The following is a 14,112-nucleotide window of genomic DNA, read 5'->3' on the forward strand; positions in this document are numbered from 1 at the left end:
GCCTCGACATCAATCTTGCTGATCAGGTTGTTCTTGCCGGCCTCATCGCTGGCAAGCTCCCACAGAGGCGCGCGTTGCCATTGGACTTGTTCTCACCACTCACGGCCCGGCCAGTTCCACCACCTCGCCCTCGCCACTGCCCAGGTCGTACACCACCAGTACCTCGCTGACCGCGTCTGCACCAATGACCAGCGTCCCCTCGGCATTCCAAGCCCCCGACTGCCCAGCCGCGACGTAGTCGTCCGCTCGCCCCACGCAGTTGGCCATGATCACGCTCATGCCGTGCTCCCTGGCAACCAGCGGGTAGTGAGCATAAGCCGTATCCACGCCGCGCTGCGACTTGGCCACGCTGGTGAAATACACCTGCGCGCCTGCATGCGCGGCCTGCTGAGCATGTTCCATCTGCAGCGATTCGTAGCAGATCGCCGGGGCCAGAATCGTCTCGCCCCGGGTAAACAGGCTCTGCCCCGCCCCTGGCAGGAAAAACGGAAATTCATCGGGATGCAGCCGTTGCTTGCAATACAAGGTGCGCGGCAACTGCGGCTGGAACACCAGCATGCCGATGCGGTTGCCGCCCGACTTGCGGATCGGCGCCCCTACGGCGATCAGCATGCCGAAACGGTCGCTCAGCCACTGGAACACATCCAGGCGCTCGTCCTCGGGCTGCATCGCCAGCACCTCGGCCAGGCGCGGCTCGTAGCCGGTGAGGGACAACTCCGGGAAGACGATCATGTCGGCGCCCAGGCTGGCGGCGATCTCGATGACATCGACGTGCTTGTCGAGGTTGTGCTCGATATTGCCGGCGGTACAGGCGATCTGTGCAGCGATCAGTTTCATTGCGCTTCCTTGAAAGGCCGAATCGGTTATTCCACTGCCTCGACCACACCCTGGTCCTCACCGAGGAAACCACCGCTCTGATGCTGCCAGAGCCGTGCGTAGGTGCCGTTCCGGGCGAGCAGTTCAGCGTGGGTACCCTGCTCGATGATGCGCCCGTTGTCCATGACGATCAGGCGGTCCATCGCGGCGATGGTCGAGAGCCGGTGGGCGATGGCGATCACCGTCTTGCCCTGCATCATTTCGTCGAGGCTTTCCTGGATGGCGACCTCGACTTCCGAATCGAGGGCACTGGTGGCTTCGTCGAGCAGCAGGATCGGCGCGTTCTTCAGCATCACCCGGGCGATGGCGATGCGTTGTCGCTGGCCGCCGGAGAGCTTGATACCGCGCTCGCCAACCAGCGTGTCATAGCCACTGTGGCCCTGGCGGTCGCTGAGCTGGCGAATGAACTCGTCGGCCTGGGCGTTGACCGCAGCGGCACGGACTTCCGCCTCGCTGGCCTCGGGACGCCCATAGGCGATGTTGTCGCGGATCGAGCGATGCAGCAGCGAGGTGTCCTGGGTGACCATGCCGATGGCACTGCGCAGGCTGTCCTGGGTGACCGTGGCGATGTTCTGCCCATCGATGCGGATCTCGCCGCTGTCCACATCGTAGAAGCGCAGCAGCAGGTTGATCAGGGTCGACTTGCCGGCGCCGGAGCGCCCCACCAGGCCGATCTTTTCGCCCGGGCGGATATCCAGGCTCAGGCCATCGAGCACCTGGCGCTCGCCGTTGTAGTTGAAGCTGACCTTGTCGAAGCTCACCGCGCCACCGCGGGTCGCCAACTGGCCGGCGTTCGGCGCATCCACCACCTTGGGGCCCTGGGTCAGGGTCTGCATGCCGTCCTGCACGGTGCCGATGCTTTCGAACAGCGAAGTCATCTGCCACATGATCCAGTGCGACATGCCGTTGATGCGCAGGGCCATGGCGGTGATCGCCGCGACCGCCCCGGTACCGACGTCGCCCTGGTGCCAGAGCCACAGGGAATAGCCGCCGGCGCCAAGGATCAGACCGACCACCAGGGCCTGGTTGACGATCTCGAACTGGCTGACCAGGCGCATCTGGCGGAAGCCGGTTTCCTTGAAGTCCTCCATCGCTGCCCGGGCGAAGTGCGCCTCGCGCTTGGAGTGGGAAAACAGCTTCACCGTGGTGATATTGGTGTAGGCATCCGACACCCGCCCGGTCATCGACGAGCGGGCGTTGGCCTGCTCCTGGCCGACCTTGCCCAGGCGCGGCACGAAATACAGCATGGCCAGGCCGAACAGGACGATCCAGGCAATGAACGGCAGCATCAGCTTGAGGGCGAAGCCACCGGCCAGGGCAATGATGGCGATGAAGTACACGCCGATGCCAGGAAGGATCTCGATCACCGTGAACAGCACTTCGCGCACCGCCAGGGCGGTCTGCATCACCTTGGTGGTAACCCGGCCGGAGAACTCGTCGGAGAAAAACGACAGGCTCTGCCGCAGCATCAAGCGGTGGAAGTCCCAGCGCAGGCGCAGCGGCAGGTTGATCGCCAGGACCTGGTGCTGAACCATGGTGCGCAGTGCCACCAGTCCGACGCTGGCCAGCAATACCAGACCGATGCCCCACAGCACGCGGCTTTCCTCATCGGTCACCGCAGCGCCGGACTGCCAGGCGGCCAGCAGGTCGACCACCTGGCCGAGCACGGAAAACAGCCAGGCCTCGTAGACCGACACGGCAGCGCTGAGCAGCGCGAACAGCAGCACGTAGCCACGGGCGCCGCGGGTGCAGGCCCAGAGGAAGCGCAGCAGGCCGACGGGAGGGGGCGGCAGTTCGTCTGGCGGGAAAGGGTCGAGGCGGCGCTCGAAGACACGGAGCATGGGGGTACCTGGCAGAGGGAAAGTGGTCAGTCTGCCATTTGATGGAGGGTTTGCGGGGGTTTTTGGTTCCGATGTTGTGGATGATGGCCCCCGGGGCAGACGTGGTTAGCGGAACAAGCAGGCGTTAGCATGCGCGGCTGGGTAAAGGCGAAACATTCCAGGAGAGCGGTTTGAATCCACGAAATGAAATCCTTGAGTCATTCGGTCCTGCGGTCTTCTCCAGGCCACTTTTCTATTGCTACCCCGGCGGCCTGCGCTTCGAGCTTTCGGAAGGCGGCACCGCGGTTCGGCAATTGGTGGTGGCGATGGAGAAAGCTAGAAGGATCTGCAAGGACATCTTCGACGACGGCGAATCCATGATTGCCTGTGTACGGGCACACGCCGACAGTCAGCGTTTTTCTCATCGCAGAGAGCTGCGTGCGCTCAGGGACGCCGGGATTCGCATTCCCGCCCGGCGCTGGATATGGAGCGAGGAAAAGGACGAAGACGATCGCTGCGATGACGAAGGCCCGGAGTACTGGGTACACCTGGCTTTCGAGGCGCCTGCCGCCTGGCTTGAATCACTGTTGTGGTGCGCCCTGGCCAAGGATCTGGGCATACATCCGCAGATCCAGTCCGGGATCTATCTATTCAACCTGAAGAAAAATATCGTGGCGTTTCCCTACGATGATCGAGGGATGGATGTGGTTGGGCCCAACGAGGATGCGCTGCGTGAGCTTTATGAGGTGCATGGGGAGCTATTGCTGGAGTACGACCGGGAGATCATGGAGGGAACGTTTGGCGTGGGGGCTGGGGAGCGTTGAGTTTATCGAGTGGCAGGAGGCAGGGTTTGAATGCGATCAGGTTTTCCCGTGGACCTCGAACTGACCATGCTCTTGGCTTGCAGCGCCGAGGACCGAGCGCTCTCCCAGTCCTTGCGCCACAAAGCACGTCGGCTTGCTTGTCGACAAAGCCAAGGAGACTGATCTTCATCACCATTCCCGGCTAGATCCCATTCGATACGGAAGAATGCTATGGATGGGCGGCTGCCATTCGCGAGAAATCGCGCTGGATCCGAAGCTGCCCGTCGCGAATGGCCGCATTCGGCCAAGAGCGGACTCTCCGTTCTTTCCAATACGCACGTTGAACAGGTTCAACCCCTGCGTGCCGCCATCACATTGGTATCCAGGCAACCTGCTCTATGAGCCGCTTTGCCACCTAGGTTTCCCAGCCTTCCCTGGACAACTCGCCATCCTCACTGTCACCGCCAACCATATCGGCCATCTCGTCATCATCGAACCTGTACCTTTTGGGCACTGGAGCCTTGTCATCTTCAACCGGGGCGTAGAGACCTTTTTCGACTTTCGTGATATAGCCTTTCTGAAAGAAGGTACTCATTGCATTCGCAAAAATACTCCTCCATTCCAGAGCGGTTTTGATGCCCAATTGGTTGAAACGACCGTAAATCTCGTCTGCCAGGACATTCATCTGCATCACACTACCAGGCGTCCACGTGGCAATCCTTACCTGAGCGAAGGTAAAGGCAATCAAATACAGTTTTTTCCCTAACGGAAGCGGAACTTGAAGCACATTAGAACGATGCTTAATTTTTTGGGCGCGCGTGAATGCCGCAGCAGCGGCAATCTCTAAAGGCAGGGTTGGTTGCAGCTCCCGGATACGCTTGCCAGGCAGGTCACCGGAAACCACACCATCCATTAGCCTCAATTCATCAATAATATCTGCGCCTGGATACGGGACTCTTTCTGGCGCAGTGGTGCACAACGTACAATCGTTGGCACCTCCTTCAGTATGTGGTGATAACGCATTGCACACCGTGCAAAATTTAAAGTAGAGGTTCTGCGTGTAGTACGACTCTGTAATTGATGGATCAGATTTTGCTCGATGGAATCTGGAGAATGAATTTTTAGGCCAAAAATATATTGGTTGCGGCAGATTTTGAATGAGGTGGCTGATCCACATTCGTGTCACTGCGTTATCGCCGGCTCCCTCAATTAGCCAAGCGCTCCAAGATTTTGCCCAGTAAATGTTCACACTGGCGAAACCAAGTGATTTTTTGTCGGTGCACCCTGCGATTATGTTATCGATGCGCTGCTTATTACGCTCTTGCTGCAAAATTATTTGGTTTTCAGGCCGATTTTTTATCCGGTCTCTAAATACTTCAGCGTGAGACCAGTGGCGGGGGGCAGCGTTGTAAATCGCTATGCATTGAGATGTTGCACGAGAGTAGGCGCTGAACAATTCAGCGGTGCTGAGTAGCTCTGCGCCTAAAATAATAATAATGGGGGCTTCTAAACCTCTGAATGTGGCAATCTTTGCGATGCGTTGGCTCTCTTTGTTTAGGTACTCAAAGTATTCTCTTGATGGCAGGCTGGTCACGAGGGTCACAATGTCGTCGGGTGAAACTCCGCTGGCGATAAGCCCGTGTCTGATTTCAGAAACTTTGTCACACGGGTTGGCGGTGATTATTTCAACGGCAGTGTCGTCTTCCAACCTTCTTGGGGTTGAATGTTGAAGATTGGGTGGAACTGCCTCTTCGAGGATGTTCGTGATGGCTTTTGGCATCCGCAGAATGATTGTTAGCGGGAATGGCTGCACGCCTAGCAGCTCGCTGAGGGCTTTTAGTGGAATAGTCCCCCGCTCGTATGGAAACACCTGCGTTTCGTCGCAGAAAAATGATCTGGGCTTGTTCTGGAACCAGAAGGCGAGGGTTTCACACCAGGACGGGATGAGCGCCTGTGATTCGTCAACCAGCAAAGCGTCGTAGTTGGGCAGGAGTCTCAGCTCAATTGCTTCCAGTAGATCAAGTTCGCACTGTTCTCTGTACCAATCCTCCCTCTTTTCAGCTTCGCTCCGTTTGAGCACGACTGACGCCTGTGCACATAGTCCATGCCAGGTAGTGACATAGCAGCTTCTGGAATCGGTCAACTGAGTGCGGACGTACTCTGTGAGCTTGGTGTTGAATGACACCACCAAGACCTTCAGCCCCTGTGCTGCCAGCCGCCTTGCCGCTTCAATCACAATGAGTGTTTTTCCAGTCCCTGGCCATCCGGTGACTAAAGAGGTCTGATGTTTCGTAACCCGCTGGACTACCTTGGCTTGCTCGTCGGTCAATTGCAGCCAGAGCCTGTTGTCGTAGAGGATGCGGCTTGCCCAGACGGGCTTCCCGTCAATTGTGGGGGTCAGGAACTCGATGATCTCGGAGACACGGGCTTCGCCCAGTGAGACGTTTTTGAGAGCACCTTTCCAGTAGTCCATCAACTCGATCACCCTCCGTGTGACGTTCGGCATCTCTCGATAATCGATATACAGCGGCTGAGGAGGGGTGGAGGAAGGGTCGTACATTCCGGGGTTTGGCGGCTTTTCTCCGAAATCGGAGTCAGGGAAAATAAGTCCATAACCCATTCGGAACCGAAGCGCTGGATTGGACCCCATCCACCTAGCGATTCCATGAACATTTCTGCGGGTCTGGCTGACTGGATCGATGACAAAATTTTTGTGCAGGTGAACAAAAAGGTTGTCGCCGACGTTGTACCCACCGCACTTCACTTCCAGGACGAGCAGCCCTTTCTCAGGATGGATGATTAGAAAGTCGATTTCACCTGTGGGCTTGGCCTGAGGGTCGAGCTTACGTACGGCTGAGCAGAGCCAGGGGAGGCTATGGATGACGGTATATTCATCGGGTAGCTCCGTTTTGAATACGGTGTATAAGTCCCGCTCGCCTTTGCTGCCTGTGTCGTAAGGTCCGTGGTCGGGGATCATCCTTGCCATCGATATATTGCCTTCTACAAATTCGATTCAAACTGGCACTGCGCTAAATTGATTGCTGTTCTGGTTTTGCACAAAGCTAAACCATACAGTCAGGCTGGCTCGCGAATCTGCATCCAGTCAAAAAATTCGGATGCGAAGCCATCAGTAAACGCTAGAGCCCTCTAACACCCTATCCGCCGATCAGCGTGAATGGGTATGGAACCTTGCCAGAGCCTCAGGTGAACCCGTAATAGCGCCGCTAACCCCATCTTCATATGTCTACGATCTATTCGTCCGGCAAAGAAACTCTGAAGTTACTCGGGTTATCTGGTGGGTAGCCTCCGATCACCTGTACGGTCAGAACACGGGGCAACGAATGCTGTGGTGGCACTTATCCGGTGCGGCCCTGACTATTTGGCTGAGCAGGAACTGGACGGATCAGCAGATAACAGCAGCCGCCTTTGCCGCCCTTCAGCGCCGGGGTGAAGTCCATGGTGGTGACTACCAGGCACCTCCTGACCGGCTGCCTCTCATTCCGGCCTTTGATGATGTGCAACCAGCCCCCATCTGACGGCTCCCGATTGCGCCAGTCAGCAAGGCCGGTATCCAACATTACCCGCCGGAAAGAGCCAGCCAACTCCCTCGTTTACATCCGATGATGCTCCACTAAAAAGTCGACAAATAACCGCACCCGCGCCGGCATCGCCGGGCCACCGACAAAAACCGCATGAATCGGTTCTCGGTCACCGGGGTTCCAGGCTTGCAACAGCGATACAAGGTCGCCCCGCCGCAGGTCCTCGCTGACGGTGAACTCACCGACACGCGCAATGCCGGCGCCGACCCGCGCGAGTTGGGCCAGCGCTTCACCGCTGCTGCACTCGATGTTGCCGCTGACATTGAGGGAAAACTCCTTGCCATCGTGCACAAACGGCCAGTTGGGTTCGGCACGGCGGAAGTTGAAGCGCAGGCAGTTGTGCCGTAACAGGTCTTCCGGTTCCTGAGGGGTGCCGTGGCGCTGCAGGTAATCGGGCGATGCCACCACCACCTGGCCGGTTTCGCCGAGCCTGCGCGCGCTCAGCGGGCTGTCGGGCAGATGGCCAAAACGTATAGCCACATCAGCCTGGCCGCCGAGGATGTCGACCACTTCGTCGCCCAGGGTGAGGTCGACGACGATGTTCGGGTAGTGCTCGCTGAAGGCCGCGACCAGGGGAACGATGGACAGACGCCCATGGCCAAGGGCAGCGCTGACCCGCAATCGCCCCCTGGGTACGCCTTGGTCGGCAATGGCTTCTTCGACCTCATCCATGTCGGCCAGGATGCGCCGGGCGCCGCGCAGAAATGCTTCGCCCTCGGCGGTGAAGGTGATAGCCCGCGTGGTGCGCAACAGCAGCCGGGTACCCAGGCGCTGTTCGGCACGCGCGATGATTCGGCTGACCGCCGAGGGCGTGAGCCCCAATGCACGCGCGGCGGCCGACAGGCTGCCTTCTTGCGCCACGGTGGCGAACACGAACATTTCACCCGATCTACCGTTGAAGTCCACTTGTGCCTCTTACGCAAAGGTGATTACCAAAAATGCCGTCTACTGCCTTAAAGCGCTTGATCGTAGCATTGGCGGCATAGATGAGGAGCCTTTCATGCGTATCAATCCACCCCTTGTTGCACTCGCCATTGGTGCCTTTGGCATCGGCGTAACCGAGTTCGCCCCCATGGGCATGTTGCCGGGCATTGCTGCGGACCTCGGCGTTTCGATTCCCGCAGCGGGCTTGCTGGTCAGTGCCTACGCCCTGGGCGTACTGCTTGGCGCGCCGCTGATGACCCTGACCACCGGCAAGATTCCCCGGCGCTATCTGCTGATAGGCCTCATGGCGATTTTCACCCTGGGTAACCTCATGTCCGCACTGGCGACCGACTACTACAGCCTGATGATTGCCAGGGTGGTGACCTCACTGAACCATGGCGCATTCTTTGGCGTCGGCTCCATCGTCGCCGCCAGCGTGGTGGCCCCTGAAAAACGTGCTGGCGCGGTAGCGGCCATGTTCATGGGCCTCACCCTCGCAACCATTGGCGGTGTGCCACTTGCAACCTGGTTTGGCGAGCTGTTCGGTTGGCGCACCGCCTTCTGGGGCATTACCGGCCTCGGCGGGGTGACCATGGCCGCATTGTGGTTCGCCCTGCCCGACCTCAAGGCACCGCCAAGCGTCGGTGTCATGGCCGAAATCCGCGTACTGGGCCGTGCCCCGGTGCTGGGCGCGCTGGCCCTGACCGTTGTCGGCTCGGGTGCAATGTTCACCGTCTTCACCTACATCGCACCGATCCTCAGCAACGAGACCCACGCCTCCACCGCCTTCATCACCGCCATGCTGGTGCTGTTCGGCATAGGGCTGACACTGGGCAACATGTGGGGCGGCAAAGCCGCCGACCGCTCGATAGACCGCACCCTGATCGTCTCGCTGAGCGTACTCATCCTGGTCCTGCTGGCGTTCACCCTGCTGATGCGCTGGCCGCTGCCGGCCGCCGCAGCCATCCTGATCTGGGGCATCGCCAGCTTCGCCTTGGTGCCGCCGTTGCAGATGCGCGTCATGGAAGCCGCCAAGGACGCGCCTAATCTCGCCTCGGCGGTGAACATTGGTGCGTTCAACCTTGGCAACGCGATTGGCGCAGCGCTGGGGGGCGCGGTGATCAATGCGGGGTTGGGTTTTCCGGCGATTTCCCTGGCGGGGGCGGCGATGGCTGGGTTGGGGTTGTTGATGGTGTTGGGCTTTGCGTGGCGGTCGAGGGCCGCGGAGGCAGTGGTGGTGTGAGGAGGATTTGAGGGGCTCCCAGGCCCCTCCTGACCGGCTGCTTCGGGTCGAAAGCTGACACCTCTGCCATGACCGACTGCTCCATTCCCAGGCAACATGGAGATACACTGCTCGCCGACACAGCAGCCGACAGGACAAGGAATGCCATCCCCCCCTTCCAAACCTCGGGTCGACGCCCGCCGCGCGCGGGTGCTCTGGCTGCAGGGCGTCGCACTGGCGCACCTGCTCATCGCATTGATCCTGACCTGGGCCGGCGACTCCACACTGCTTGGCGTCTACCACCAGAGCGTCGAGCAGGCCTTCTGGGGCCAGGCTGCGCCGCCAGCAGCCCACGACCTGCAGGTCTGGTGGCTTGCCCTGTTCGGCGCCACCTTGCAGAGCTATTCCCTGTACATGTTCGGCCTGATTCACCTGGGTGACCGACTGCGCAGCCACCAGGCCTGGGCGTGGCTGGCGCTCGGCATCCTGCTGTGGGCACCGCAGGACATTCTGCTGTCGCTGCAGGCCGGGATGTGGTCGCACCTGGTTGTCGATGGCCTGGCCCTGCTCGCCCTGCTGCCGCCGTTGCTGTGGCTGTACCGCCACGACCGCCCCACCTCCACCTTGAAAGGACTTGAACGTGGCTGATCTGCCGATCCTGACCTGGGCCCTCAACCTGCTGCTGATCCAGGCTGTACTGGGCGCACTGGACACCATCTATCACCATGAACTGACCGTGGCCCTGCCGCAGCGCCACAGTGCGCGCCTGGAGCTGGCGATCCATGCGGTGCGTTCGTGCTGCTACGGCATCCTGTTCCTGGGCATCGCCCACATGGCCTTCCAGGGCGTCTGGGCGATCATCGTCGCTGCGGTGTTCACCCTGGAAATCGGCCTGACCCTGTGGGACTTCGTGGTCGAGGACCGCAGCCGCAAGCTGCCCGCCATCGAGCGCATCATGCATACCGTGCTGGCGATCAACGCCGGCGCCTTCTTCGCCCTGTACGGCTTGCAACTGTTGCAGTGGTCGAGCCTGCCCAGCGGCCTGGTGGCCATCGACCTCGGCTGGCGCGGCTGGTTGCTGACCCTGTTCGCCTTCGGCGTGACCGCGTCGGGCATTCGCGATGCGCTGGCGAGCTTGCGCATGCAACGCCAGGGGCAGCCGGCCAACCCGTTTGCCGGCGGGAGCTATAAGCAGGTGCTGGTCACTGGCGGCACCGGTTTCATTGGCGAAACCCTGGTCAATCAACTGCTCGATGCCGGCCACAGCGTCAGCGTGCTGGCCCGCGAACCGTTGCGCGCCGCCTATTTGTTCGACGGCCGCGCCCGCTGCCTGCGCAGCCTCGACAAGCTCGGCCATGACGAGCGCTTCGACGTGGTCATCAACCTGGCCGGCGCGCCCGTCGCCGGGCCACGCTGGACGCCAAGCCGCCAGGCCCAGTTGCTCGCCAGCCGGGTCGGCACCACCGAGGCCCTGCTGCGCTGGATGCGCCAGGCCCGGCATAAACCGGCGCTGTGGATCCAGGCCTCGGCCATCGGCTACTACGGCGTGCGCGACGCCAGCCTGGCGCTGGACGAAAGCGCCAGCAAAGGCAACGGCTTCATGGCTGAACTGTGCGATCGCTGGGAGGCCTCCGCCAGCCCGGCCAGCACCCTCGGCGCGCGCCAGGTGGTGCTGCGCCTGGGCGTGGTGTTCGGTCCGGGCGGTGCGCTGACGCCGCTGCTGATGCCGTTCCGCTTAGGTCTGGGCGGGCGCATGGGCGATGGCCGGCAGATCATGAGCTGGGTGCACCGGGATGATGTGCTGGCAGTGATGGCCCGCGCCATGGCCGACAACGACATGCAGGGCACCTACAACCTGGTCGCGCCCGAGCCGGTCAGCCAGGCCACCTTCGCCGAGACTGCCGGCCAGGTGCTCAAGCGCCCGGTGTGGTTGCATATCCCGGCCGCCCCGGTGCGGGCCCTGGCCGGCGAAATGGCCGAGCTGTTCTTCGACGGCCAGCGCGTGCTGCCAAACCGCCTGGAGCAGGCCGGCTACCGCTTCAGGTATCCGACCCTGGACAGCGCCCTGCGTGATCTGGCCTGAGGAGCGGAGATGAGCAAGCCCCTGCTGTACCTGCTGGCCGGCAACGGCAGCGCCGCCGACTGGTGGGACGATGCCCTGCCGCATTTCCAGCGTTACCGGGTCCAGGCCCTGGAACTGCCCGGCTTCGGCGACAACCCCGCGCCGCCCTGCGCCAGCCTGGACGAATACGCCCAGGCCCTGCTCGACCTGACCGAGCGCGGCCACGCAATCATGGCCGTCGGTGTCAGCGCCCTGATCGTGCTGCATGCCCTGCAGCGCCGCTCCGGGCACTTCAGTCGCAGCGTGCTGCTTGCCCCGGTGGGTGCCTTCCTGTGGCAACGACGCCTGCCGGCGCTGATGTCACCGCTGCCGCTGCGCAAGGCCATCCACGGGTTGCTCAGTCACAGGCCGGAGTGGTTCGCCGGCAAGTTCTCCAGCCAGCGCTGGACACCCGCGCAATATCGGCGCATGGGCGCTGGCTACGCCCGCTGCCGGGCCTTCGTGCCCTCCTGGGAGCAACTGCGCGCCGACACCGCACTGCCACTGCTGGAATGGATCACCGACCCGGTCGAGCTGGTGTGGGGTGACCACGACCGCCTGCTGGGCATCGCCCAGGCCGCCGCCTGGTCGGCGATTCTCGCCCGCGCCGACCTGCGTATCAGCCTGCAACCGGGCTGGGGCCACTACCCGTGGATCGACGCACCCGGTGAATTCGCCACCTGGCTGGAATCCGGCGCGCAAGGTTTCGTCGCCCATACCAAAGGCGGCCGCCTGCAACTGGCGGCGCTTGCTGGCCAGGCCGTGCCCGAAGCCCTGAGCCTCGACGACAGCCAGGACCCACGCCTGACCGCATTGCTCGCCTCCTTCCCGAATACCCTATGGGCCGTGCGCTCCTCCAGCTACGGCGAAGACCAGGCCGATGCCGCCAATGCCGGCCTGAGCACCACCTACCTGCGCGTGCCCGGCGAGGACGTCGCCGCGCGGGTCAACGAGCTGCGTGATGCTGGCGTCGAGCAAGTGGTGGTGCAGCGCTTTATCCAACCGACGGTGTCCGGTATCGCCTTCGTGCGTCATCTCTCGGTGGAACTGGAATGGCTCGAAGGCCATCTGGAAGCCCTGGCCGACGGCCAGGCCACACCTCAACGCGCGACCCTATCGCGCCTCGGTCCCGCCTGGCAAAGCGGCGAATTCACCGAGCTGCATGGCCTGACGGCCACGGCGATCTGGGACTTTCTGCAAGGCGTGCTGAAGGTGTTCCACTACGTCCCCGGCGATATCGAATGGGCCTGGGACGGCCAGCAACTATGGCTGCTGCAATACCGTCCGATCAGCGAGCACGGTTGGCGCCGCCACCTGACCTCGGCCAACATCGCCGAAATCCTCCCGCCCCAGCCCAGCCGCTTCGTCGAATACGCCCAGCGCCGCGCCGCCGCCAGCATCCCGGCGATCATGGCGCGCTGGGACAGCCGCGTGCTGCAGGACAACGAACCCTTCACCGCCGTGTTTGGCGGCGCCTCCTACATCAACAACGACCTGTTCCTCGCCCGGCTCGCCGACTGGGGCATTTCTGCCGCCAATTACGCCGGCGAAGTCGGCGGCGCCACCCCCGCCCTGCCCTGGCGCCCGGCCCGCCTGCTGCGCTCGCTGCCCCGCCTGTGGCGCATGCAGCACGCCGCGCGCAGCCACCTGCAAACCCTCGCCCCCGGCCTGCAACGCTTCGATGCGGAACTGGCGCAGCTACAGGCCGCCGCGGCTGACGGCCAGCAACTGGCGGACTGGTTCAGCCGCTTCTACGTCTTCGTGGTGCAAGGCAACCTGTGCATCGCCACGACCCTGGCCAGCAGCGGCGGCGCCTGGCTAGGCCGGCCACCGACCGCCTACCACGACCTGCAGCACAGCCCCCACCGCCTGCCCTGGGAAACCGACCCCGGCACCCCGCGCCCGGCGCCGACCGACTTGCCCCTGCAACCCATGCCGGCCTGGCCCCGCGCCGTCACCCTCGCCCACCGCCTCGGCCTGCCCGGCTTGCGCGGGTACTACCTGCAAGTGCGCGAGTGGTACCGGGACAACCTCATGCGGATCTTCTTCCGCGTGCACCACGCCATGCCTGAAGCACAGCGGGCGCACTGGTTCGCCGCGCATCCTGATGTGCGCAGCCGCGACGGGAGTTTCTGGCAGGACGGGAGTATGGGTAGCGAACAGGCTGCCGGCTTCATGATCTATCCCGGGCGGGTGCAAGGTGTTCTTGGGCAGGACATTCTTCTGGAAGACAGTCTCGATCCTGGTCGTCATGCGCAGTATCAGGCTGCGCGGGCGGTGATTGCGCGGATGGGGGGGCGGTTGTCGCATGGGTCGACGTTGTTGCGGGAATTGCGTAAGCCTTCGGCGGTGTTGCCGGGGGTGAGGAGTGAGTGGGTGGGGTGTGAGGTGGTTTTGGAGGATGGGGGGTTGAGTTTGGTAGTGTGCGTTTCAAGGGATGTGGTAACAGGTCGAGAGTGGTGAGCTGGCAAACAGACCTCAGGCTAGTTTGATAGAAGGCATCTAAGAAATAAGGAGGGCTCCCGCATTAGTGAGAGCTTGGACGCGGGGACGGCACCAATATAGTGACTCACGTTCAAATACAAGTGCTGTCGAACGGTACATCAAACACCTAGACATAGGCTCTGAGTGCTGCAAACTGCTGCCCCAAGAAACTGCCATCGAATACCGCACACCCATCTTCAAGTCGGACTAGGAAGGTGATTACCTCGGGGTGCGCTGGTCTAATGACCCCGGACACCTCAATGGGTGAAAATCCCCCCACTGA

9 protein-coding genes are annotated in these 14,112 nt (G+C 61.9%); 5 read left to right on the plus strand and 4 right to left on the minus strand.

Annotated elements, in window-relative coordinates:
• Positions 1-99: 99 nt before the first annotated feature.
• Positions 100-837 carry a carbon-nitrogen hydrolase family protein gene (locus ACODSK_RS30380; protein WP_489021518.1) on the minus strand — a complete coding sequence of 246 codons (738 nt, stop codon included), beginning with the start codon at positions 835-837 and terminating at the stop codon, positions 100-102.
• Between the two features lie 26 nt (positions 838-863).
• Positions 864-2,717, minus strand: a complete 1,854-nt coding sequence (locus ACODSK_RS30385) for an ABC transporter ATP-binding protein (protein WP_489021519.1) — start codon at positions 2,715-2,717, stop codon at positions 864-866.
• A 170-nt stretch (positions 2,718-2,887) separates the two neighbouring features.
• On the opposite strand from ACODSK_RS30385, the gene ACODSK_RS30390 reads away from it, so the two are divergent.
• A complete protein-coding gene (locus ACODSK_RS30390) occupies positions 2,888-3,520 on the plus strand; it encodes a DUF3885 domain-containing protein (protein ID WP_489021520.1) in 633 nt (210 codons plus the stop codon).
• Between the two features lie 394 nt (positions 3,521-3,914).
• Here ACODSK_RS30390 and ACODSK_RS30395 read toward each other — a convergent pair whose 3' ends face one another.
• A complete protein-coding gene (locus ACODSK_RS30395; protein WP_489021522.1) occupies positions 3,915-6,485 on the minus strand; it encodes a nuclease-related domain-containing DEAD/DEAH box helicase in 2,571 nt (856 codons plus the stop codon).
• A 625-nt stretch (positions 6,486-7,110) separates the two neighbouring features.
• On the minus strand, positions 7,111-8,004 hold the full coding sequence (locus tag ACODSK_RS30400) for a LysR family transcriptional regulator (RefSeq protein WP_489021523.1): 894 nt from the start codon (positions 8,002-8,004) through the stop codon (positions 7,111-7,113).
• 94 nt (positions 8,005-8,098) lie between these two features.
• Between ACODSK_RS30400 and ACODSK_RS30405 the strand changes: the two genes are divergently transcribed.
• From ACODSK_RS30405 to ACODSK_RS30420, 4 genes are all read left to right on the plus strand, one after another.
• Positions 8,099-9,265 (plus strand): MFS transporter, encoded by a 1,167-nt coding sequence (locus ACODSK_RS30405; protein ID WP_489021525.1) that lies wholly within the window; start codon positions 8,099-8,101, stop codon positions 9,263-9,265.
• A 141-nt stretch (positions 9,266-9,406) separates the two neighbouring features.
• Positions 9,407-9,892: a cell division protein gene (locus ACODSK_RS30410; protein ID WP_489021527.1), complete on the plus strand. Its 486-nt coding sequence runs from the start codon at positions 9,407-9,409 to the stop codon at positions 9,890-9,892.
• On the plus strand, positions 9,885-11,327 hold the full coding sequence (locus ACODSK_RS30415; protein WP_489021528.1) for a TIGR01777 family oxidoreductase: 1,443 nt from the start codon (positions 9,885-9,887) through the stop codon (positions 11,325-11,327). Before ACODSK_RS30410 ends, ACODSK_RS30415 begins: the two co-directional genes overlap by 8 nt.
• Positions 11,328-11,336: 9 nt before the next feature.
• Positions 11,337-13,808: an alpha/beta fold hydrolase gene (locus ACODSK_RS30420; RefSeq protein WP_489021530.1), complete on the plus strand. Its 2,472-nt coding sequence runs from the start codon at positions 11,337-11,339 to the stop codon at positions 13,806-13,808.
• Positions 13,809-14,112 lie beyond the last annotated feature (304 nt).

The sequence above is a fragment of the Pseudomonas sp. FG98 genome, assembly GCF_057808595.1.

Coding starts and splice junctions, on each gene's coding strand:
- ACODSK_RS30405 (WP_489021525.1), top strand. CDS start 8,099: ATGCGTATCAATCCACCCCTTGTTGCACTCGCCATTGGTGCCTTTGGC.
- ACODSK_RS30410 (WP_489021527.1), top strand. CDS start 9,407: ATGCCATCCCCCCCTTCCAAACCTCGGGTCGACGCCCGCCGCGCGCGG.
- ACODSK_RS30395 (WP_489021522.1), bottom strand. CDS start 6,485: ATGGCAAGGATGATCCCCGACCACGGACCTTACGACACAGGCAGCAAA.
- ACODSK_RS30420 (WP_489021530.1), top strand. CDS start 11,337: ATGAGCAAGCCCCTGCTGTACCTGCTGGCCGGCAACGGCAGCGCCGCC.
- ACODSK_RS30380 (WP_489021518.1), bottom strand. CDS start 837: ATGAAACTGATCGCTGCACAGATCGCCTGTACCGCCGGCAATATCGAG.
- ACODSK_RS30385 (WP_489021519.1), bottom strand. CDS start 2,717: ATGCTCCGTGTCTTCGAGCGCCGCCTCGACCCTTTCCCGCCAGACGAA.